This is a genomic window from Leeuwenhoekiella aequorea, assembly GCF_004104375.1.
GTDB classification, from domain to species: Bacteria; Bacteroidota; Bacteroidia; order Flavobacteriales; family Flavobacteriaceae; genus Leeuwenhoekiella; species Leeuwenhoekiella aequorea.
In genome coordinates this window covers 260,283-283,414 of the sequence record NZ_QOVM01000003.1, presented here as the reverse complement: position 1 = coordinate 283,414, position 23,132 = coordinate 260,283, and the positions used below count along the sequence as shown (strand labels likewise).

The 23,132-nt window shown below is 35.6% G+C and carries 22 protein-coding genes; 7 read left to right on the top strand and 15 right to left on the bottom strand.

Features of this window, described 5'->3' with window-relative positions:
• Positions 1-12: 12 nt before the first annotated feature.
• Complete coding sequence (locus DSM00_RS08650) at positions 13-444, bottom strand: hypothetical protein (protein ID WP_128757640.1); 432 nt, start codon at positions 442-444, stop codon at positions 13-15.
• A 147-nt stretch (positions 445-591) separates the two neighbouring features.
• Here DSM00_RS08650 and argS point away from each other — a divergent pair, with 147 nt between their 5' ends.
• Complete coding sequence (gene argS / locus DSM00_RS08645; RefSeq protein ID WP_128757639.1) at positions 592-2,367, top strand: arginine--tRNA ligase; 1,776 nt, start codon at positions 592-594, stop codon at positions 2,365-2,367.
• Position 2,368: 1 nt separating this feature from the next.
• Here the strand turns inward: argS and DSM00_RS08640 are convergent, their stop codons facing one another.
• Genes DSM00_RS08640 through DSM00_RS08630 form a run of 3 tightly spaced genes read right to left on the bottom strand, consistent with a single transcriptional unit; the run spans position 2,369 to position 6,396 of the window.
• Complete coding sequence (locus DSM00_RS08640) at positions 2,369-4,915, bottom strand: TonB-dependent receptor (RefSeq protein ID WP_128757638.1); 2,547 nt, start codon at positions 4,913-4,915, stop codon at positions 2,369-2,371.
• Positions 4,899-5,819, bottom strand: coding sequence for a FecR family protein (locus tag DSM00_RS08635; protein ID WP_128757637.1), 921 nt, complete (start codon positions 5,817-5,819; stop codon positions 4,899-4,901). Before DSM00_RS08635 ends, DSM00_RS08640 begins: the two co-directional genes overlap by 17 nt.
• Before the next feature lie 58 nt (positions 5,820-5,877).
• Positions 5,878-6,396, bottom strand: coding sequence for an RNA polymerase sigma factor (locus tag DSM00_RS08630; RefSeq protein ID WP_128757636.1), 519 nt, complete (start codon positions 6,394-6,396; stop codon positions 5,878-5,880).
• A gap of 143 nt (positions 6,397-6,539) precedes the next feature.
• Here DSM00_RS08630 and DSM00_RS08625 point away from each other — a divergent pair, with 143 nt between their 5' ends.
• From DSM00_RS08625 to DSM00_RS08615, 3 genes are all read left to right on the top strand, one after another.
• Complete coding sequence (locus tag DSM00_RS08625) at positions 6,540-7,604, top strand: hypothetical protein (protein WP_128757635.1); 1,065 nt, start codon at positions 6,540-6,542, stop codon at positions 7,602-7,604.
• Between the two features lie 156 nt (positions 7,605-7,760).
• Positions 7,761-9,089 carry a signal recognition particle protein gene (ffh, locus tag DSM00_RS08620; RefSeq protein ID WP_128757634.1) on the top strand — a complete coding sequence of 443 codons (1,329 nt, stop codon included), beginning with the start codon at positions 7,761-7,763 and terminating at the stop codon, positions 9,087-9,089.
• Between the two features lie 70 nt (positions 9,090-9,159).
• Entirely contained in the window at positions 9,160-10,047 is an 888-nt protein-coding gene (locus DSM00_RS08615) for a bifunctional 5,10-methylenetetrahydrofolate dehydrogenase/5,10-methenyltetrahydrofolate cyclohydrolase (RefSeq protein WP_128757813.1), read from the top strand.
• A gap of 65 nt (positions 10,048-10,112) precedes the next feature.
• Here the strand turns inward: DSM00_RS08615 and ppgK are convergent, their stop codons facing one another.
• The 10 genes from ppgK to DSM00_RS08565 all read right to left on the bottom strand — a co-directional run bounded on the left by ppgK (position 10,113) and on the right by DSM00_RS08565 (position 17,480).
• Positions 10,113-10,856 carry a polyphosphate--glucose phosphotransferase gene (ppgK, locus tag DSM00_RS08610; protein WP_128757633.1) on the bottom strand — a complete coding sequence of 248 codons (744 nt, stop codon included), beginning with the start codon at positions 10,854-10,856 and terminating at the stop codon, positions 10,113-10,115.
• Positions 10,857-11,162: 306 nt separating this feature from the next.
• Positions 11,163-12,218, bottom strand: a complete 1,056-nt coding sequence (locus DSM00_RS08605) for an AI-2E family transporter (protein ID WP_128757632.1) — start codon at positions 12,216-12,218, stop codon at positions 11,163-11,165.
• Positions 12,215-12,634: a VOC family protein gene (locus DSM00_RS08600; protein ID WP_128757631.1), complete on the bottom strand. Its 420-nt coding sequence runs from the start codon at positions 12,632-12,634 to the stop codon at positions 12,215-12,217. The genes DSM00_RS08605 and DSM00_RS08600 overlap by 4 nt, the downstream gene beginning before the upstream one ends.
• An 18-nt stretch (positions 12,635-12,652) precedes the next feature.
• A complete protein-coding gene (locus tag DSM00_RS08595) occupies positions 12,653-12,898 on the bottom strand; it encodes a Rho termination factor N-terminal domain-containing protein (RefSeq protein ID WP_128757630.1) in 246 nt (81 codons plus the stop codon).
• Between the two features lie 92 nt (positions 12,899-12,990).
• Positions 12,991-13,773 carry a 23S rRNA pseudouridine(2604) synthase RluF gene (gene rluF, locus DSM00_RS08590; protein WP_128757629.1) on the bottom strand — a complete coding sequence of 261 codons (783 nt, stop codon included), beginning with the start codon at positions 13,771-13,773 and terminating at the stop codon, positions 12,991-12,993.
• Between the two features lie 31 nt (positions 13,774-13,804).
• On the bottom strand, positions 13,805-14,644 hold the full coding sequence (locus DSM00_RS08585; protein ID WP_128757628.1) for an alpha/beta hydrolase: 840 nt from the start codon (positions 14,642-14,644) through the stop codon (positions 13,805-13,807).
• A gap of 48 nt (positions 14,645-14,692) precedes the next feature.
• Positions 14,693-14,896, bottom strand: a complete 204-nt coding sequence (locus tag DSM00_RS08580) for a hypothetical protein (protein ID WP_128757627.1) — start codon at positions 14,894-14,896, stop codon at positions 14,693-14,695.
• 103 nt (positions 14,897-14,999) lie between these two features.
• On the bottom strand, positions 15,000-15,371 hold the full coding sequence (locus DSM00_RS08575; protein WP_128757626.1) for a cupin domain-containing protein: 372 nt from the start codon (positions 15,369-15,371) through the stop codon (positions 15,000-15,002).
• 20 nt (positions 15,372-15,391) lie between these two features.
• Complete coding sequence (locus DSM00_RS08570; protein WP_128757625.1) at positions 15,392-15,937, bottom strand: hypothetical protein; 546 nt, start codon at positions 15,935-15,937, stop codon at positions 15,392-15,394.
• 22 nt (positions 15,938-15,959) lie between these two features.
• The gene (locus DSM00_RS08565) at positions 15,960-17,480 is read right to left on the bottom strand and encodes a helicase HerA-like domain-containing protein (RefSeq protein WP_128757624.1); all 1,521 of its coding nucleotides are present in this window, start codon (positions 17,478-17,480) and stop codon (positions 15,960-15,962) included.
• Positions 17,481-17,632: 152 nt separating this feature from the next.
• Here DSM00_RS08565 and DSM00_RS08560 point away from each other — a divergent pair, with 152 nt between their 5' ends.
• Positions 17,633-18,265, top strand: a complete 633-nt coding sequence (locus DSM00_RS08560; RefSeq protein ID WP_128757623.1) for a 7-carboxy-7-deazaguanine synthase QueE — start codon at positions 17,633-17,635, stop codon at positions 18,263-18,265.
• Positions 18,266-18,319: 54 nt separating this feature from the next.
• On the opposite strand, the gene DSM00_RS08555 is transcribed toward DSM00_RS08560, so the two are convergent.
• Complete coding sequence (locus tag DSM00_RS08555; protein ID WP_128757622.1) at positions 18,320-18,871, bottom strand: DUF2911 domain-containing protein; 552 nt, start codon at positions 18,869-18,871, stop codon at positions 18,320-18,322.
• 254 nt (positions 18,872-19,125) lie between these two features.
• On the opposite strand from DSM00_RS08555, the gene asnB reads away from it, so the two are divergent.
• On the top strand, positions 19,126-20,808 hold the full coding sequence (gene asnB, locus DSM00_RS08550) for an asparagine synthase B (protein WP_128757621.1): 1,683 nt from the start codon (positions 19,126-19,128) through the stop codon (positions 20,806-20,808).
• Positions 20,809-21,101: 293 nt separating this feature from the next.
• Positions 21,102-23,042, top strand: a complete 1,941-nt coding sequence (gene gyrB, locus DSM00_RS08545) for a DNA topoisomerase (ATP-hydrolyzing) subunit B (protein ID WP_128757620.1) — start codon at positions 21,102-21,104, stop codon at positions 23,040-23,042.
• Positions 23,043-23,132 lie beyond the last annotated feature (90 nt).

The window sequence follows — 23,132 nt, the reverse complement described above, 5'->3', positions numbered from 1 at the left end:
AATTCTAAGATATTACATTCCTTCTGGAAGTTGAGGAAGGTTTTCTGCTTTATAATCAAGTATTTTTTTAATAAAGTTATGCGTGGCTTTATCCGTTGCGAGAGCCCTAATTTTTATAAAATAGTTATCTCTATAAATGCTGTACTCTTCAGCTTTGCCCTTATATAAATGCAATTTATAATACGGTATGATTAGAGCATAGGATTCTAATAACGATCGAAAACCTACGATTATACCTTTTGGTCGCATTTCTATATTACAAGTATTTAGGTAACTATCTAATATTAATAGGTTATGAATTTCTATGCTTGTGCTTGTAATAAATAATTTTGAAGAACCTATGCCACGCATTCTTAAGCGTTCACGAATTGTAAATGGCGGACCTACTTCATTAATGATTTTTCTTTTTACTTCTGGATTGTTATAAGAAACATTGAGCAACATCTTTTCTTTTAAAGATACAGGTTTGTGAAGAATTATTTACTCTAATTATTAGGATTGCTTTTTTCGGAAACCAGACAACACCACATTAGCATTTTACTTTGGTAAAGGCTGTATTTGCTTATCTTTGCGGGTTCAGAAATAAAGCTCATGAATTTATCACAAAAAATTAGTCAGGCAGTTAAAGATGCTGTTAAGAATATATATAACGCAGAATTACTAGAGGTAGAATTGCAGCCTACTCGTAAAGATTTTGAAGGCGATTTAACGGTAGTTGTATTTCCGATCTTAAGAGTAGCAAAAGGCAATCCTGTTATTATTGGTGAGCAAATAGGAGAGTTTTTGAAAGAAAATATTTCAGAAATTTCTGATTTTAATGTGGTTAAAGGTTTTTTAAATCTGGTTATTTCCGATGATTATTATCTTGAGTTTTTCAATAGAATAAAATCTATAGAAAACTATGGGCATAAACCAGCTACAGGCAATGCGGTTATGGTGGAGTATTCATCTCCTAATACAAATAAGCCACTTCATTTAGGGCACGTACGTAATAATCTTCTAGGTTATTCGGTAGCTGAGATAATTAAAGCTTCAGGAAAGAAAGTTTATAAAACCCAAATTATTAATGATCGCGGAATTCATATTTGTAAGAGTATGTTAGCCTGGAAAAAATTTGGAGCAAATGAAACTCCAGAAAGCAGCGGTCTAAAAGGAGATAAGCTTGTAGGAAATTACTACGTAAAATTTGATAAGGCTTATAAAGAAGAGCAGTCGTATCTAGTAGCGCAAGGAAAAACTCAAGAAGAAGCAGAGAAACAAGCTCCGTTACTTTTAGAAGCTCAAGATATGCTCCGTAAATGGGAGGCAGGTGATGACGAAGTGGTTTCACTGTGGAAAATGATGAACGGCTGGGTATACGAAGGTTTTGAGCAAACCTACAAAAATCTAGGGGTTGATTTTGATAGTTATTATTTTGAGAGTAATACCTATTTATTAGGAAAAGACAATATTGAAGAAGGCCTAAAAAAAGGTGTTTTTTATAGAAAAGAAGATGGCTCAGTTTGGTGTGATCTTACTGAAGATGGTCTTGATGAGAAAATCGTACTACGTAGTGACGGGACTTCTGTTTATATGACTCAAGATATAGGTACTGCCATACAACGTGTAAAAGATCATCCCGATGTAGGTGGTATGATTTATACCGTGGGTAATGAACAGGATTATCATTTTAAAGTATTGTTCTTAATTTTGAAAAAACTAGGTTACGAATGGGCTGAAAACCTATACCATTTAAGCTATGGCATGGTGGATTTACCTAGCGGAAAAATGAAAAGCAGGGAAGGGACCGTTGTTGATGCAGATGATTTAATTGAAGAAATGGCCAGCACTGCTGGAAATATCGCAGAAGAGCTAGGTAAGTTAGATGGGTATAGTGATGATGAAAAGCAGGAGCTTTATAAAATGATAGGATTAGGTGCACTCAAATATTATATTTTGAAAGTGGATCCTAAAAAACGCATACTTTTTAACCCGGAAGAATCTGTAGATTTTCAAGGGAATACAGGTCCTTTTATTCAATATACCTATGCGCGTATTCAATCTATTTTACGAAAAGCTATAGATACAGGAGTTCCGGTAGATGTAGATCATAAAGAACTACATATAAAAGAAAAGGAACTTATTAAGCAAATAGCTTTATATCCTGAAACTATACAACTGGCTGCAGAAAATCAAAGTCCGGCGCTTATAGCCAACTATACCTATGATTTAGTAAAAGAATTTAATTCATTTTACCAGCAAGTTTCGATATTAGGAGCAGACTCTGATAGTGAAAAGAGTTTTAGAGTTGCACTTTCTAAGAAGGTGAGTGATGTAATTGCAGCTGCTTTTGGATTACTTGGGATTGAAGTTCCCGAGCGTATGTAAATTAAAAATTAATCCGCAATGAAGCATTAGGAGTAAAACCAAGCGACTTATTCTTAATAGCAATTGCTTGAGAATTATCTTCAGGGTTTACCTGGTAATATTGTTGAATCGTATTAGTTGTATTGAGAACATTAAGAACTCCAATGCTTAGTTTTGAACTAATTGTATTCCAGTCAAAATCATAAACTAATGAAGCATCAAGCCTAAAAAAATCATCTAGATTTTCGCCGTTAGGCAATCCATAATTTACAATGCGCGTTGTAGATCCGCTAGACACGGTTTCGGCATTTTCTACAGGTTTTGTATAGGGTCTTCCGCTGTGGTAAGTAGCGCCGGCAGCAATTTTTAAGTTGTTTAAAATAGAATAGTTACTGGCAAAAGTAAGCGAGTGTCTCAAGTCTGTATTATTTGGGAAGGTATCTGGACTTAACTCATCGAAGGTGTAATTATTTTCAGAAAAGGTATAAGTAAGCCAGGTGCTCAGCTTATTTGTGCTTTTATTTATTAAAATTTCTAGTCCCTTTGTGGTATATCTTCCAGAGGTTTTAATAAACTGAAACTGATTTTGAAATCCCTGATTGGAAGCTGTGATACCCGTTACGGTTTTACTAAATCCTGTTAAATCTATCAGCCAACCATTACTTTTATAGTCAATCCCGCCAGAGAATTGTTTACTGCGTATAAGCGGGATGTCTGCATCATTTGCGAGAATCCATCTGCGGTTTTCTACGCCTAGAAAATCGTCTTCAAAATCAATTATTTGTGTGGCAGTCTGGTACTTTAATTCTCCTTGAAGTTTAAAAGCAAACTTATCGGCAAACTTTTGTCGTGCATTTATACGAGGTTCTACACGTGTTTTTTTGAACTTTTCAAAGTACGAGATACGCGCGCCTGCTCTTATAAACGTAAAACCTTTTTTATAAGTAAAATCATTAAACAAGCTGTGGCTGCGCAATACATCTTTTTTACGTTGCGTAAACAGAGGCTGGTTTACATTGGTCGCATTGTGTATGCCGGTTTCGGTAAATTGATAGCCGTGTACCCAATTGATTTCTGGATTTAATTTAAAAATTCCTTTAAATTTTATACCGGTTTCTAATACCTCATTTTCCTGTTTTAATTGTTGCTCTGACGATACTTCTTCTTCTTCAGAATCAATATTGTACTTTGTATAGTAGGTATTAATATAGGTGGAATAAATATTGCTCCACACCGAAGTTAAATTAGCACCAACTGCGCTGTTTTTTTGTTTTAGCTTACTTTCTTTGATTGCCAGATCGCTATCCTTATTAAATTCTTGATAAGCCAGGTCATTATTGATATTAATAAAGCTTACGCGAAATTTATGTCTGCTAGAAATATCATAAAGTAATTTTGCAGAGTAATCATAAAACTTAAAATCTGAAGAAGTCTCTAGCGATGTGTTAGTACTTTCACCGGCGCTGTTAATTTCTGAATCTTGAAAACTTCGTTTAAAATAGGATTGGTAGGTAGGGGTTTGTAACTGATCTGAGATAGACCTGCGTCCAGATAATTGTACCGAAATATTTTTGCTAAGCGGAATTTGTAAAAAGGCATCTGCACTTAATCCGTTTAAACCTACACCTCCTTTTAGCTCGTTTGTAACTTCATTATCTGTAGACATTATAATAGTACTGCTTACACCACCTCCATATTCTGATGAGGTGCCATTTTTTGTCACTTCTATACGCTTAGTAAGATTAGGATTATAGGCCGAAATAAGTCCAAAAAAATGCCCGGAATGGTACATCACAATATCATCCCATAACATGAGATTTTCATCTTGAGTACCACCACGCACATTAATATTATTAATGCTTTCATCTATACTCTCCACACCTGGTAATACTTGTATGGTTTGTAATACATCTGGTTCTGTTAAGCCAGGAAGTATCCCAAAACGGTCGCTATTTATAATTAAATTATCATCAATGGTTTTCTGTAATCCGCTGGTTAAAAATTGAGTGATTACAATTTCGCTTAAAGCGAAATCTTCTTTTTCTAATGTTATCGTTTTACAGGAAGCATCTTTTTTAATTAATAGTGATGCCGGAAAACTACGAGTTTGATATCCTAAATAAGAAATGGTTATGTTGTCTGTAGGATTAATGTTGGTAAAAGAAAAATTACCATTTGCAGCGCTAATGGTTCCTTTAGTAGTAGAGATTGTAATACTGGCATCTGCTAAAGCTTCTTGAGTTATAGCATCTTTTAAGATACCACAAACGCTCAGTTTTTTATTGGTGAGTACCAGAGTGATATAACGTGTATCGATAGCTTCAGCAATAAAAAGGGTGTTTAAATTTATATACTCAATAACTTCAGTTATTGTAGATAGATTTTCATTTTGTTCAATGTCATAAGGAGCTACGGCACTTACACTGTAGGAAAATTTTACATCAAATTTATCTTCTATATTTATTAAGAACTCGCTTAGTGCAAGATTGTTTGACGTATCCTGACCAACACTTGTAAAACCTATTAGAAACAAAATTGTAAATAAAAGCTTACTACTGGTTATTTGCATATAAGCGTATATTTTTTGGGTTTGTATCGTCGTACTCTATACCCAACGGCACAGTTACTGCACGCAATGCTTTATCAAGATTTTTGTTGCCAAAACTTCCGGCAAACAATTGGTCTACATCTATAGATTGGGTGGTAATAGTGATGTCAAATTTGCGTTCCAGTTCATTAAGTACATACTTTAACGGTATTGCATCAAATGAGCTTTCATCTAAGGTCCAGCTGGGTTGAGTAGCAGGAAGTCCTGTCATTTTTTTTCCTGTACCGTTTATAAATCTGTAGCGTTCTCCGGGAGTCAATACCAATTTTTTACCTCCGTGATCTACACGTACTCGACCTTCATAACAATGTACTTCAAAATAATCTTTACGCTCTTTAACATTAAATTGCGTTCCTAGTACTTGTACCTTTCCTGCACTGGTTTCTACTATAAAATTACTGCCTTTGGTTACCTTAAAATAAGCCTCTCCCTTTAATTTTACTTCGCGTTTATTTTTATCCCAATCATTCTTTACATAAGTTAACAAACTTCCCGAATTTAACAGTACCTCAGATTGATCTGGAAGTTGTGTTTGTGTAAGTTGGGCAAGTTTTGCTTCGGTAGTAGTGGCAGGATTACTAAAAATAAAATAGGTAGTTATCAATACTGCAACCACAGCTGCTGCAGCTGCACTTATCCAGTTAAAGTTGGGTTTTATAACCTTGGGTTTGGTATTTTTAGCTTCGGCTTTATTTTTAAATGCTGCGTAAGCTTGAGCGGTATTGAGTTGGTTAGGTTTTAGATCACTAGCGTATTGAGCAATTTGCGCATATTTTTTATACGCAGAAGTTTGCTTAAAAGCAGCAAGCTCTCTGTCGCTCATATCACCATTGAGCCATTTTAATATGTTTTTTTCTTCTTCCATTAATACCGGGTTCTATACATAAGACAATTAAAGAGTAGTTTACCCTACTTTTTAGAGACTAAATATTAGGTATTTCTTCTCGTAATGATTTTAGAGCAAGGCTCATTCGTTTTTCGACTGCCTTTACTGAGATGTCCAGAAGTTCTGCAATCTCTCTATATTTTTTTCCGTCTATACGATTCATTAAAAAAACTTCTCGCTGACCTTCATTTAGATTGGCAATAGCCTGTTGCAGTTTTAATTTAAACTCTTTTTCTTCTAAAATATATACTGGATCTTGAAAAGACTTGTCATCAGTATTTGAGTTTTTTTCATAATTAAGCACCACCTTGTTATGTTTTACTGTATTTAAAAACATATTATTTATCGTGGTAAATAAATAGGTTTTTGCTTTTGCAAAATCTACACAGCTGCAATTTTCCCAGATTTTAATAAAAGCTTCTTGTGTGAGATCTAGCGCCTGCGCCTCGTCACCACATTTATATAAAGCAAAGTTTTTGGCACCTTGTAAAAAGCTGTCATAAAAACCTTTAAATACAGGTTCTTTGCATAAATCTTTTAAATCTGAACTTTTCAAAATGTAGGTATCTTATGCGTTTTAAAAAGGTTGAGGAAAATTAAAAGTAAACTTATGTAAATTTAAGGTAGGGTAAATAGATTCATAATTGTCTTACTACCGAAAGCGAACAAAAATAAAACGCAAATAAAAATTTTACAATTATGAAAAATCTAAAAACAATCTTGAGTACCGCAGCACTTGCTGCAGCAATGTTTACTTCATGTCAATCTGAAGAAGATGTGCTAATAGATGAAAATGGAAACACCAACAGTGCAAACTCTGAAACCGCAGACTTACTAGTGCGCAATACGGCTGCAGATGGTTCAGATGACGATATGCTAGATGGTATAAGCTGTGCTTCTGTGATATTTCCGGTAGTGGCAGAAATTAATGGTCAGGAAGTTACATTAGTTAATGAGTCGAGCTTAAGTCTAGTTGCAGAACTATTTGCAGAATTTACGAATGATGCAGATACTGTTACATTTCAATTCCCTATACAAGTACAATTAAACAATTATTCTCAAGTAACAATTGCAAACCAGCAAGAATTAGATGCTTTAAAAGAAGCTTGCGATAATGCAGATGAAACTAGAGATGATGCTATTACATGTCTAGATATAAACTTTCCTGTAAGTATGTTTACATTTGATGCAAATGCACAACAAACTGGTAGCGTGGTGCTTACTAGTGAGAAAGATACTTATGCATTTATAAATGGTTTAGAAGATAATCAATTTTTTAGTGTGCAATATCCTATTACACTAACTTCTGAAAATTCAGGCTCAATTACAATAAACTCTGATGCAGAGTTAGCTACTGAGTTACAGTCTTGTGAGGCGAGTGATGATATGGATGAAGAAGCTGCAGCAGAAGCAAGTACATTAAAAAAAGAGCTTGAAACTATTTTAACTGACACTTCATTTAAATTGGAATCTGGTGTAAAAGCAGGAGCAGATTTCACAACAGATTTTGCCAACTATACATTTATGTTTGCTAACGACGGACAGTTAGAAATACGTAATAGACTAACTAATTTTTTGGAAAATGTAGAAGGAGAATTTGACGCGCAATCACAATCAAGTGTTTATTTAATACTTGATTTTGAAAGTAATTCTGAATTTTCTGCACTTAACGGCACATTTGAAGTAGTAAATCAAACTTCAAGTAAAGTAGAGTTGCAAAGTACTACAGACAGCTCTTTCAAACTGGTATTTTCTAAGATTTAATTTATAATTTTAGCAGTGAATTGGCCGTATTTAATTAAGGGAATACGGCCTTTTTTTTGTTTTTAAAGTAATGATAGGTTATCGTCGACACAGATCTAAATAAACCTTTATTCTGAGGAGTAAAATCATTAAATTTGCAGTCTTAATTGAATACCTATGTTTGATAATTTAAGTGATAAGTTAGATAAGGCGATGCACGTGCTTAAGGGGCACGGTCAGATTACGGAAGTAAACGTAGCCGAAACCCTAAAAGAAATTCGTCGTGCGCTCGTAGATGCCGATGTTAACTATAAGATTGCCAAAGATTTTACCAGTACCGTAAAAGAGAAAGCATTAGGTCAAGATGTTTTGACTGCTCTTAAGCCAGGTCAATTAATGACCAAGTTGGTAAAAGATGAGTTAACTCAGTTAATGGGAGGTGATGCTGAAGGAATTAATCTTTCTGGAAATCCATCTGTTATTTTAATGTCTGGTTTGCAGGGTAGTGGTAAGACAACATTTTCTGGGAAATTAGCGAATTATCTAAAAACCAAAAAAACTAAAAAACCGTTACTAGTTGCTTGTGATGTGTATCGTCCTGCGGCAATTGATCAGCTTCACGTAGTAGGTGATCAAATAGGCGTTGAGGTTTATTCTAATAGAGAAGAGAAAGACCCTGTTAAAATTTCGCAAGCTGGTATTGCTCACGCAAAGGCTAATGGTTTTAATGTGGTGATTATAGATACGGCAGGTCGACTGGCAGTTGATCAAGCTATGATGAATGAGATTGAGGCCGTTCATAAAGCCATACAACCGCAAGAGACGCTTTTTGTAGTTGATTCTATGACAGGGCAAGATGCTGTGAATACTGCTAAGGCATTTAATGATATTCTAAATTTTGATGGGGTTATCCTAACAAAATTAGATGGTGATACCAGAGGTGGTGCAGCCTTATCAATAAAAACGGTTGTAGATAAGCCTATTAAATTTATAGGTACGGGTGAAAAAATGGAAGCGATAGATGTGTTCTATCCTTCACGTATGGCAGATCGTATTTTGGGAATGGGAGATGTTATCTCTCTGGTAGAACGTGCACAAGAGCAGTTTGATGAAGACGAGGCGCGTAAACTTCAAAAGAAAATCGCTAAAAATCAATTTGGGTTTGACGATTTCTTAAAACAAATACAGCAGATTAAGAAAATGGGTAATATGAAAGATCTTATTGGGATGATTCCCGGGGCTGGTAAAGCTTTAAAAGGTCTTGATATTGATGATGACGCCTTTAAAGGAATAGAAGCGATCATTCATAGTATGACTCAAGAAGAACGTACGCAACCTTCAATAATTAATAGTAGTCGTAAAAAACGTATAAGTAAAGGTTCTGGAACATCTGTACAGGAAGTAAATCAATTATTGAAACAGTTTACTCAGATGAGTAAAATGATGAAAATGATGCAAGGTGGAGGCGGAGCCAAAATGATGCAAATGATGAATAATATGCGCTAAGAATGTTTACAGCTCTACTTACAATAGGGTGAAAATGTAACTAGCTCAAATGCCAAATTTTAATTATACCATGACAATCTTAGACGGAAAGAAAACCAGCGACGATTTAAAAAATGAAATTGCTGCTGATGTTAAAGCTATGAAAGCAAGAGGAGAGAAAGTTCCTCACCTCGCCGCTGTTTTAGTAGGTACTGATGGAGCTAGTCTCACTTATGTAGGTAGCAAAGTACGTTCTTGTGAGCGTATTGGTTTTGAATCTACTCTAATCAAACTACCGGAAGAAACTACCGAAGATGAGTTATTAAATCAAATTGAGGCATTAAATAATAATCCTGAAATTGATGGTTATATTGTTCAGCTGCCATTACCTAAACATATTGATGAGCAAAAAGTCTTACTAGCTGTAGACCCCGATAAGGATGTAGATGGTTTTCATCCTACAAATTTTGGGAAAATGGCTCAAGATATGCCGGTTTTTATCCCTGCTACTCCTTTTGGAATAATGGAATTATTAAAGCGGTACAATGTTCCTACCGAAGGTAAACATACTGTAGTTATAGGACGTAGCCATATTGTGGGACGACCTATGAGTATTTTAATGTCTCAAAAAGGGAATCCAGGAAACAGTACCGTGACTTTAGCGCATAGTCGCACACAAAATTTAAAAGAAATAACACTACAGGCAGATATTATAATTACGGCATTAGGAGTTCCTGAATTTCTAAAAGCAGATATGGTAAAAGAGGGTGTTACCGTGATAGATGTGGGAATTACAAGAGTTGATGATGCTTCAAGAGAGCGTGGTTATCGTCTTACAGGTGACGTAGATTTTGAAGCGGTAAGTAAAAAAGCAAAGTTTATTACTCCTGTGCCTGGTGGAGTAGGACCTATGACTATTGCGATGTTATTAAAAAATACATTACTTGCAAGAGCAAGACACAAAGAACTTCAATCTTAAGGTTCTGAAGTTTTAAGCATAAAAAAGAGGTCAATTTTGACCTCTTTTTTATGCTTAAATATTTTCTACTTTAATAAATGTCTGGCGCCAAGAGCAGCACCTATAATACCGGCGTGATTTCTCGTATGGGCTGCCATTATAGGAATATCTGTTTTAAGATATTTTATATACTCATCAAGATTTTTACTGGCTCCACCACCAATGATAATAAGTTCGGGCTGACTTATCTGACTTACTAACTGAATAAATTTATTGAAACGTTTGCCCCATTTTTTGAAGCTCATTCCGTTGTCTAAGCGTACCCGACGAGACGAAAACTTTTCAATTGTGGTATTCTTTTTATACTGCATTTGACCCAATTCAAAATTAGGAATAAGTTCGCCATTGAAGAAAACTCCACTTCCTATTCCAGTTCCTATAGTTACTGTTATAACAAGACCTTTAACACCTTTCCCAACTCCAAACTCCATTTCTGCAAGACCGGCTGCATCTGCATCATTGATGACATTCACAGGTAATCCTATTTTCTGCGAGATCATATCATCAACTTGTAAACCTAGCCACGACTTATCAAGATTTCCGTGTTCTAGTGCTTTCCCTTTATGAATTACCGTAGGAAACCCTACACCTACCACACCTTTCCAGTCCCAGTATTTTACAACCTCAGCGATTGTATTTACCATCGCTATAGGTTCACGAGGGAAGGGAGTATCTAGTCTAAATCTATCGCCTAAGTATTTTTCTTGTTCGAGATCTACAGGGACACCTTTTATCCCAGATCCTCCAACATCAACTCCCAGAATTTCCATATGTATTTGTATGCTTAATTATAAAATCGTTTAAAAAGCTATATGCTTTTTAAGCTGTTTGCAATTTGAAGAGGCAATTTATTGAAAAAGCATAAAAAGAAGTAAGAGAATACAGAAAATATATTTGCGGTTAGAATTTTTCACATCTAGTAATTTTGATGCTAGTAAGAATATACCGAGGTAGAATGACATTAAATTATAAAGCAAAGTCAACTATATTTTATTGATAGTTGACTTTGCTTTATAACTTGGATAAAATATACTTTAAGCTTCAGTATTGAAAAGTGAAACTCAGTTTAATTAATTTTAAACTTCCGAAGATTGTATAATCAGCTCATCATCATCAATATCGCTTTCAGAATCTCCATATTCCTGTTTGTAAATTTTAACAATTAGCAGGAACAAACTTATAAGAAGCGGACCAAAAATTAATCCTATAAAACCAAATAACGGTACACCTACAATAACACCAATAAGTGTTACAAGTGGGTGAACATTTGCTAATCGCTCTAAAACATATAATCGAATAATATTATCTGTAGAACCTACCACCACAATACCATAAATAGCGATGCCCACAGCTTGAAGATTATCTCCACTCGCAATCATAAGTATAACAACAGGAACAATCCCTAATAACGTCCCTACAAAAGGAATCATACTACCTATCGCAGTAATAACAAACCAGAAAAAAGGATCGGGTACACCAAAAATTAAAAAGCCTATTAAAGCGACAATTCCCTGTGCCAGAGCAACAAGTGGAATTCCTAAAGCATTGCTTTTTACCATAGCTACGCATTCTTCTCCTATACGTTCTATATTAGGCTTAGCAAGCGGTATAAATGCATATAAAGAGTGCCTAAGTTCTTTCCGGTTAATAAGCATATAGTATAGCATAAAATACATAATACCTATTGCTATAAAAACATTGAATGTCCCGCCGGCAAAATTTTGAAGATTAGTCGAAACCCAGGTTGTGATTGAGTTCGTGTCAATAGAATCACTTGCTTTATAACCTAAATCATCTTCCCAAACTCCTACTTGATCTTTAACGGCTTGAATTACACGTTCAGAATTTTTTACTGCTTTACCTATTTTGTTAGTAAGCATTAAAACAGTTAGACCTATGGGAACAAGGATAATTATAAATGATGCTAGCATAGCAAGACCGGCCGCAAGCCCCTTTTTCCAGCCACGTTTAATTAGTTTTTTTACCGGTTTACGCATTAAAACGTAAAGGGTAATTGCTCCTAGTACACCAGATAAATAAGGAGTCATCTCCTCAATTATAAGCACAAATAAAAATAGAATAAGCAGAATTAAAAAAAGCTGCCTTACCAGTTCTGGTTTTAGTTTATTCATTTTGCAAAAAGTTGAGACATATCTTTAAAGCTTTTAAATTCTAGAGCATTACCACATGGATCATAAAAAAACATAGTGGCTTGCTCACCTACTTGACCTTCAAAGCGTATATAAGGTTCAATAGCAAATGAAATATTTTTGTTTTTGAGTTGGTCAGCAAATTTTTCAAATACCTTCCAGTCTAATACTACTCCAAAATGAGGAACTGGAACATGCTTGCCATCAACTTCGTTATGGTGTGAAGCACCTGTCTGTTCTTTAGGTTTGTAATGAATTACTAATTGATGTCCAAAGAAGTCAAAATCAACCCATTCATCAGTACTACGTCCTTCTGAAAGTTCGAGAACATCTCGATAAAATAAGCGGGCTTTTTGTACATCATCTACAGGGATTGCTAAGTGAAATGGAGAAGGCATTATGGGTCGTATTTAAGGTTAGTTATTTCGAAGCGCTTCGATGAGTTCTTTCTTATTCATTTTAGATCTGCCATCAATGCCTACTTTCTTAGCTTGCTCATAAAGATCTTTCTTGGTACGCTCTTCATATTTTTCAGATTTGCCACCTTTCTCGCCAGAATTTGATGTATTTGCTATGCGAGCAGATTTTTCTTTACTGTAACCTTGATCTCGTAATGCTTCGTACTGTTTTTCATTTTTAACAGATGGAATTTTTTCTGCCATAATTTGAGTTTTTGAAGATTCATTTAAAATTAGGTCGAAAATCTCATTTGGCAGGCATACTTAACACAGGTTTAATTTTTAGCAGCAGCGGTTTACTGTATGCGTCGTCTGGGACCACTAGGCTTGGGAGTAGTGCCATCTCCTGCGATGTATTCTTTAGAGCTATTAATGAGTAGCTCATTTAAATCACTGAGTTCTGTTTTAGTAAATTCTCTATACTTACCTACACCTACATCAAGATGTATGTTCATAATACGCACTCTTTTTAACCGAGTTACATTATAACCAAGGTGCTCACACATACGACGAATCTGTCTGTTTAATCCTTGAGTCAGTATAATTTTGAATCTATTTTTTCCCAGTTGTGTAACTTCACACTTACGCGTAATGGTATCAAGGATAGGAACTCCGCCGGCCATACTATTTACAAATGAAGCGGTAACAGGTTTATCTACTTCAACAATATATTCTTTATCGTGATTATTACGTGCACGTAAAATTTTATTTACGATATCCCCATCGTTAGTTAAGAATATAAGACCTTCACTAGCTTTATCTAATCTGCCTATAGGGAAAATACGTGTAGGGTAGTTTATATAATCAATTATATTGTCTTTTTCTACGCGAGTATCTGTTGTGCAAACAATGCCTACCGGTTTATTAAAAATCAAATATACAGGAGCATCTTGTTTCTCACCTACCAGTTTACCATTTACACGTATCTCATCAGCGGCACTCACTTTTGTACCCATCTCAGGAACACTACCATTTACCGTTATACGGCCGGCATCTATAAGTTTATCTGCTTCACGTCTTGAACAAAAACCTACCTCACTGAGGTATTTGTTTATTCTTGTTTTAATAGGTTCTTCCATAATTGTAAATGTAAAGCGTTTGCGATGAAGATTAGCGTTTTAAAAAGTCAACAATTTGATCATTAACTTTAGGGTCATAAAGTGAGTGATTAAGTCCTTTAGTTTCTATAAATTCTGAATTTTTATAGGTCGCGTGAATAGATTTTGATCCTGAAAATGGAGTGATAGTATCATCCTTATCGTGAATTATTAATGCCGGAGTTTTAATATTTTTCGCGAACACCGAAGATGAAAAATCTGCAGTCTTAAAGTTAAAGCGTTTTTGAAAGTAATTTTCCAGCGCTTGCATAACGCGGTCATTCAGTTTTAAAATTCGCTGATAATCAATAAGAATACTATCTAATCGATCTGGAGCACCTAGAACAACAAGCTTTTCAGGTTTATAGGTGTCTGTTTGTGACTGATTGAATAAAACGGTCATAGCGCCTATTGAGTGTCCTATCATATAATCGGGTTGATAGCGCACTAGAACTTCACTTAATACTTCGTGATAAATAGGAACATATAAGTATTTACCCGTGCTGTAACCGTGGGCAGGAGCGTCAAAAGCTATTATGGTATAATTCTCACCCTTAAGTCTGCCTATCATTTCTTTCCAACGATGCGAATGACTTTCCCAACCATGCACAAGTAAAATAGTTTTCTCCCCGCCTTCCCATTTATAAGGTTGTATTTTTAGATTATTTATTTCTATTGCAGGCTCGAGATTAGGTTTTAAAAAACCTTCATGATGAGGTCCTATTTTGCCGCGTCTAGGTTTACTAAATATTTTAAAAGCCTTTTTAGCAGCAGCTTGAGGACTAATAATTGCTAATGTATTAACGTAGTTTCCTAATATTTTAGGAAGCATTTTTACTAAATATTTATTCATAAAAAAACCCTCTTTAATAGAGGGTCAAATATACGGGTTATGAGATTTCTAACGTTTGTTTTCGGTATCAATCACATCGGTGTCTTTTCTATATTTTAGTAACGATATACCAGATAAAAAGAAAACTCCTCCTAATATAGCCATTGCCCAGGGACTTAAACCCGTGCTTAAACTTCCAAATATACCTAGAACTCCTACCACAAGTGCAATTGCTCCTCCTATCACCATTACTAATGCTAAAATCTTAATCATAATAAATAATCTAAGTTATGAATCAAAATTAATAGAATGATTACTAGATCTATAAATGATTAACGCTCCTTTAGCTAAGAATTAGTAAATATTAATAAAAAAGCTATGCTTCTTCTCTGTGAACCTTTTTAAAGTGAAAAGCTGGTTTACAGATTGATAGATAGGTGCAAGGTTCTGAAAACGGATTACTGTATTGCACGCGTGTACCGGCAATTATTTTAATAGATTGACCTGCCTCAAGTAGTATGCTTTCATCATCTATTTTAAACATCTTCTTGCCTGAAATTATAAAGGTGTACTCATCAAATTCTGGAGTTTGAAAAGGTTCGCTCCAATTTGCTGGTGCAATCATATGAGCAATGCTTATTTCCGTATTACCATCGCTGGCATTACCAAAATGCTCACCTATATATTTACCATCTGTGGTAGGTACTACAAAAGGATTTTTTTGTACCAGATAACGCTCTTTTTTCATTTGTCTATTTTAATTGGTTATTACCAGCCAATCATAAAATATTTAATTTTTGCAGAATCGGGAATTTCTGCTTGAGATACTTTGGCATCCATATCAAAGCGTAATTCACCGGCAAGTTCTTTTCTGTCGATGGTAAAGTAAGCATTTATCTCATCTACAAATACCACTACACTGCTTATCAAAGTTTCTATACGCGATATCTCATAAGCATCAGATATATCTTTAAACGTACTGTTTAAATTAATGCCTTCTTGCGTTGTATACCGTTCATCAAATATTTGTACAGTTCTTATAGTTTTTGGTTGGCTGTCTTTTACCGGCATCAAGCTTAATAATTGAGCACCTCCTTTTTCATAAATTTCAATAGCATTTACATTCAGCTCTTCGCTTAATCCTGAGTTTTGATCTACAACACTGTCATTTTCAAAAATTGTTTTGAGTTCATCTAGAGTTGTATTCTTTGTAAGTGGTCCCACGCTATCTGGGGTTACTTCATAAGGTTTGTCTGAATCACACGATACCAGAACAAGATTTGCGATAAGAGTTAAGAGTAATAAACGTTTCATATATTATTTAAATGTTAGGTTGTTATTTAATCATTTTTCCCAAGATACCTAATACACCACGTATAACAGTGGCACTAGTAAGAACCTTTAGGATTGCTTTTTCAGTTGCGCTACTTTTTGATGAAGTACGTGTGCTTCTTTTAACTGTTGCACGCTCTTCTTTAGCTTTTTCTTTTACCTCCTCACTTTCAGCTTTTTTTATTTTTGCTGTTAACATTTCGTACGCACTTTCTCGATCTATTGAGTTATTATATTTTGGAGCCAAAACAGATTTTTTGTAGAGATCGTCTAGTTCTTGATTTGTCAAAATATCCATCCGGGACATAGGTGCACGCATCATTGTTGCGGCGAGTGGAGTAGGTCGCCCCTTCTCGTCAAGAGCAGAAACTAATGCTTCACCGGTTCCCAATGAAGTTAAAACTTCTTTAGTATCGTAATATTCAGAATCGGGATAGTTCTCTGCAGTAAGCTTAATAGCTTTACGATCTTTAGCCGTAAATGCCCGAAGCGCATGTTGTATTTTTAAGCCTAACTGACTTAAAACACCTTCTGGAACATCGGTGGGGTTTTGAGTAACAAAATAAAGACCAACTCCTTTACTGCGTATTAGTTTTACAATACTTTCAATTTGGCTATGTAGCGCTTTAGAAGCTTCTCTAAAAATCAAATGAGCTTCATCAATAAAAATTACAAGTTCAGGACGTTCACTATCTCCTCGCTCAGGAAAAGTGCTATAAATCTCTGCAAGTAAACTCAACATAAAAGTTGAGAAAAGTTGGGGACGATCTTGAATATCTGTAAGCCGTATAACATTAATTTTTCCTCTTCCGGTCTCATCGAGTTTCAGCAAATCATCAACTTCAAAAGATTTCTCTCCAAAAAAGATGTCTCCTCCTTGCTGTTCTAGTTGAACAATCTTACGCAATATGGCACCTGCCGAAGCAGTAGAAATTCTACCGTATAAATCTTGAATTTCTTCTTTGCCTTCATCTGTAGCATATTGAAGAACCTTTTTAAAATCTTTCAGGTCTAATAGAGGTAAACTTTTGTCGTCACAATATTTAAATAGAATTGCAATTATCCCTGATTGCGCATTAGATGCATCAATTATACGTGAAAAAAGTACAGGTCCAAACTCACTTACAGTAGCTCTTAACCGAACGCCATTCTGCTCAGAAATCGTAAGTAATTCTACTGGAAAATCTTTAGGTGTATAGGGTAAGCCTATTTTTTGATGTCGTTCATTAATTTTAGGATGATTAGAACCTGCTTTGGCAATCCCGCTTAAATCACCTTTCATATCCATCAATAGAACCGGAATACCTTTTTCTGAAAGATTTTCTGCAAGAATCTGCAAGGTCTTTGTCTTACCGGTACCAGTTGCTCCTGCAATAAGGCCATGTCGATTTAAAGTACGCAAAGGAATTTTAATATGTGCATCTGTAATGGTTTGACCATTAAGCATTGCGCCTCCTACAGTGATGTATTCGCCTTTAAACGTATTGCCTGTGACGATATGCTCTCTAAAAGCTTCAGTATCCATAAATTGAAATTTGGCTAAAAATAAGGATTAATACAAGAAATAGGAGATGTGTAGATGTATAAAAATAGCTTCTAATTTTTGAGTTGTTTGCACATTAAAATAAGACAGTCAAGCTTTGGCAACGATTTTATTGAGGCGTATCTTTGCAGCTTATGACAAAAGAAGCAACAGCAAACCGGGTAAAGCTGGGAGAATTACTTCCGCTGATGGAAGAATTTTATACGATTCAAGGTGAAGGAGCGCATACTGGGACGCCTGCATATTTTATACGTGTAGGTGGTTGTGATGTAGGATGTCACTGGTGTGATGTAAAAGAAAGCTGGGATGCTGCAATTCATCCACCTACAGAAGCAACTGCGATTGTTGCAAATGCTGTAAAATATAGTAAAACGATTGTAATAACAGGTGGAGAGCCACTTATGTGGGATATGCGACATCTTACCAGTTTGCTTAAAGCTGAAGGTTTAAAAGTTCATATTGAAACGTCTGGAGCTTATGAGCTGAGTGGAGAATGGGATTGGATCTGTTTGTCTCCAAAAAAGCGAATGCTTCCGAAACCACGTATATATAAAGAAGCGCACGAACTTAAAGTGATTATTTTTAATAAATCTGATTTTGCCTTTGCTGAAGAACATGCAGCAATGATTAACGAAGACTGCGAATTATACTTGCAGTCAGAATGGAGTGTAAGAGATAAAATGACACCGCTCATTGTTGATTATGTAATGGCTAATCCTAAATGGAAAATAAGTCTGCAGACTCATAAATATTTAAATATACCCTAATTACAAAAGGCTTTCAGTTTATGAAAGCCTTTTGTAATCTGTATATATATACTATTATTCCACTTCTTCTACGGGTACTTGTATATAAGAGTCATCCCATCCTAAAAACATATCAGATCCTGCTTCAGTAGGTTGAAATGAGATTGAAAAAGACTCGATAGGCGCCGCAGTTTTGCGGGCTGGTGTAGTAATACGTAATAAATCGCGTTCTGGTTTGTAGCCATAGGCTCCCCAAGTGTCAAGATCCTTATTTAATATTACTGTCCATTCTTTTTCTCCTGGTATTGTAAACAACGTATAGGTGCCTGCAGTTACTTTTTTATCTCCAAGCATCATATCTTTATAAAATTTTATTTCTGTTGATTCATTAGCACCGGTTCGCCATATTTCTCCGTACTTCTGTATTCCGTCTTTAGCAGCAAAAACATCACGACCTTTACGTTGCGGTCTGCTATAAATAACCCGTACACGCGGTGCTTTATCTTGCCCTCTAAACATTGCGATGTCTAACGGACTTTTATCTAACTCACTAAATTTTTGAGCATTAAGTGAATTGCCCATTACTAAAAAGGTAAGCAGGAAGCTGCTAATTATAAGAGATTTCATTAAAAATTTTATTTATGTTGGATTTATATATTCTCACAAATGTACAATGGGTATAAGATTAGGTTTGTTAATGGTTTATTAAAAGAAGTGAGACTTCTATTTTTAACTTTAAATGCAATTTTCAGTAAAATACAATTACATATTAATAGTTTATCAACTATTAAAGTTAATGTATGTAAGCATAATATAGTTTTGTGTTTGTGAATTAGAATTGAATAGGCATCTTTGAGCTATCAAATTAAAACAATACGATTATGTGCGGGATAGTATGTGCCTATGAATTAAAGCAATCATCTGAAGTCTTAAGACCTCAGTTGCTAGAGATGTCAAAAAAAATACGTCATCGTGGTCCAGATTGGAATGGAGTTTATGCAGACGAAAATGCAATATTAGCTCATGAGCGTTTATCTATAGTTGATCCTGCTTCTGGTAAGCAGCCGCTATTGAGTCCCGATGGTAAACTTGTACTAGCAGCGAATGGCGAAATTTATAATCATCAGAAATTGCGTAAGCAGTTTGAGGGGAGTTATAACTTTCAAACCGAATCAGATTGTGAGGTAATACTTGCATTATATCAAGAAAAAGGACCTGATTTTCTAGATGAGCTGAATGGTATTTTTGCATTTTCATTATACGATGTAGAGAAGGACGAGTATTTTATAGCTCGTGATCATATGGGTATTATTCCACTATATATGGGTTGGGATGAGCACGGTACTTTTTACGTAGCTTCAGAACTTAAAGCATTAGAAGGTACTTGTACTAAAATTAAATTGTTTCCTCCGGGTCATTATTTGTATAGTGCTGATGGCGAATTGCGACAGTGGTATAAGCGCGATTGGATGGAGTATGAAGCAGTAAAAGAGAATGAAACAAGCATAGAAAAATTAAGAGATGCTCTTGAAGCAGCTGTGCATCGTCAACTTATGTCTGACGTGCCTTATGGAGTTTTACTTTCGGGAGGATTAGATTCTTCGATCACCTCTGCTGTCGCTAAAAAATATGCAGAAAAACGTATCGAATCTGGTGATACAGACGGTGCTTGGTGGCCCAGACTACATTCCTTCTCTGTAGGTTTGGAAGGTTCGCCAGATCTAGCAGCAGCTCAGAAAGTTGCAGATCATATAGGTACTGTACATCACGAAATAAAATTTACTATACAGGAAGGTCTTGATGCAATAAAAGATGTAATCTATAATTTAGAGACTTATGATATTACGACGATTAGAGCATCTACGCCGATGTATCTTATGGCCCGTGTAATAAAATCAATGGGTGTTAAGATGGTGCTTTCGGGCGAAGGTGCAGATGAGGTTTTTGGAGGATATTTATATTTTCATAAGGCGCCTAATGCTCAGGAATTTCACGAAGAGACTGTGCGAAAATTAGGTAAGCTGCATATGTATGACTGCCTAAGAGCGAATAAATCACTAGCAGCTTGGGGAATTGAAGGTCGTGTTCCATTCTTAGATAAAGAATTTATGGATGTAGCTATGCGAATTAACCCACAAGACAAAATGATTAATGGTGAGCGTATGGAAAAATGGGTGCTTCGTAAAGCTTTTGAATCTTATTTACCAGAGAGCGTTGCATGGAGACAAAAAGAGCAATTTTCTGACGGGGTGGGTTACAGCTGGATAGATACACTTAAAGAGGTGGTTAATGAGAAGGTGTCTGACGAGCAACTTGCAAATGCGAAATATAAATTTCCTATTCAAACACCTACAAACAAAGAGGAATACTATTACAGAAGTATTTTTACAGATCACTTCCCAAGTGACGCAGCAGCTTGGTCAGTTCCTCAGGAAGCTTCGGTTGCCTGCAGTACCAAGATTGCTTTGGAGTGGGATGAAGCATTTAAAAATATGAATGACCCATCGGGACGTGCAGTTGCTAATGTTCATTCTGATGCTTATATTAAAAAACAACTGGCTTAACAGTTGAGGTTTTACTTTTTGTGCCGCTTTCTCGATGAGAAAGCGGCTTTTTTTTTCTTAATTAAGTTGAGATCTAGGAATAACTTATTATTGGGCTTTTTTTCACATTTTGTTGATAACTTAACGTCTTTGGCGTGGCTTTTGTCTATATATAGGGATGCGATTTTTTATATTTGTTAGCTATCAAAAAACACGACTTATTACGGGTTATTTTTTGATTTTGAGCAATAAAATTATAAAGCACATAGTTTCCGCTTTAAGAATAAACAGAACACTTAATTAAATAAATTTATATGAGCGAAGAAGCCAATAAGAAGCAATATTCGGCAGACAGCATTCAGGCGCTAGAGGGAATGGAGCACGTGCGTATGCGTCCCTCAATGTATATTGGAGATGTAGGAGTGCGTGGTTTGCACCACTTGGTTTATGAGGTTGTTGACAACTCGATAGATGAAGCTATGGCAGGTCACTGTGACGCCATAGATGTTGTTATAAATGAAAATAACTCAATATCTGTTAAAGATAATGGGCGGGGGATACCTGTTGACCTCCATAAGAAAGAGGGAGTCTCTGCCTTACAGGTTGTAATGACTAAAATAGGTGCCGGAGGTAAATTTGATAAGGATTCTTATAAAGTTTCAGGAGGTCTTCACGGAGTAGGTGTAAGTTGTGTTAATGCTCTTTCAGATCATTTGCGTGCGACTGTTTATCGAGATGGGAAAATCTGGGAACAGGAATATGAGAAGGGGAAAGCGATGTACCCTGTCAAAGCTATAGGAGATACAACAGATAGAGGTACAGCTGTAACATTTCTTCCAGATCCAACGATATTTCAGCAAACAATAGAATTTAATTACGATACGCTGGCTAGTCGTATGCGTGAACTTTCTTATTTAAATAAGGGGATTACCATTACGCTAATCGATAAGCGTCGTAAAAATGACAAAGGTGAATATGATGTAGAAACTTTTCATTCTGAAGAAGGTTTGAAAGAGTTTGTGCGTTTTATGGATGGTAATCGTCAGCCTATAATCGGTCATGTGATCTCAATGGAAGGTGAGAAAAATGATATTCCTGTTGAGGTAGCTATGATTTATAACGATAGCTATGCAGAAAATTTGCATTCATATGTAAATAATATCAATACTCACGAGGGTGGTACACATTTAGCTGGTTTTAGACGAGGATTAACTACTTCTTTAAAGAAATATGCAGATGCTTCTGGATTGCTAGACAAATTGAAGTTTGATATTGCCGGAGACGATTTTAGAGAAGGTCTTACAGCAATTATTTCTGTAAAAGTTGCAGAGCCACAATTTGAGGGTCAGACAAAGACAAAATTAGGTAACCGAGAAGTGACTTCAGCGGTATCTCAAGCAGTTTCAGAAATGCTTGAAATCTATCTTGAAGAGCATCCAGACGATGCAAAAACTATTGTTCAGAAGGTAATTCTTGCAGCTCAGGCTCGTCACGCCGCTAAGAAAGCGCGTGAAATGGTACAGCGTAAAACTGTTATGAGTATAGGTGGTCTACCTGGAAAATTAGCTGACTGTTCAGAAACTGATCCTGCTGCTTGTGAAGTGTTTCTTGTCGAGGGAGATTCGGCAGGTGGTACTGCAAAAATGGGGCGTGATCGTAATTTTCAAGCAATTTTACCCCTGCGTGGTAAAATATTGAATGTTGAGAAAGCGATGCAACATAAGGTTTTTGAGAATGAAGAGATCAAAAATATTTTTACAGCGCTAGGTGTAACGATAGGTACAGAAGAAGATAGCAAGGCTTTAAATTTGTCAAAACTGCGTTATCATAAAATTGTTATTATGTGTGATGCCGATGTCGATGGTAGCCATATTGCAACTTTGATTCTTACTTTTTTCTTTAGATATATGAGAGAACTGGTTGAGGGTGGGCACGTTTATATTGCTACTCCGCCGTTATATCTTGTGAAAAAAGGTAAAAAAATGCGTTACGCATGGTCTGAGAAGGAGCGTGATGAGTACAATGATGCAATGGGTGGTAGTGCAGGCATACAGCGTTACAAGGGTCTTGGAGAGATGAATGCAGAGCAATTGTGGGATACTACTATGAATCCAGAATTTAGAACTTTGCGCCAAGTTACAATTGATAACGGTACAGAAGCAGATCGTATATTTTCTATGTTAATGGGAGATGAGGTTCCGCCAAGGAGAGAATTTATTGAGAAAAATGCGATTTATGCAAATATTGATGTGTAAATCATTCTACTCTTAAAATTATAATTTTGCCTGCTTTTACTAAAGCAGGCTTTTTTTTATGTATTAAGTTTTGATTAACAGTCGTTTTAC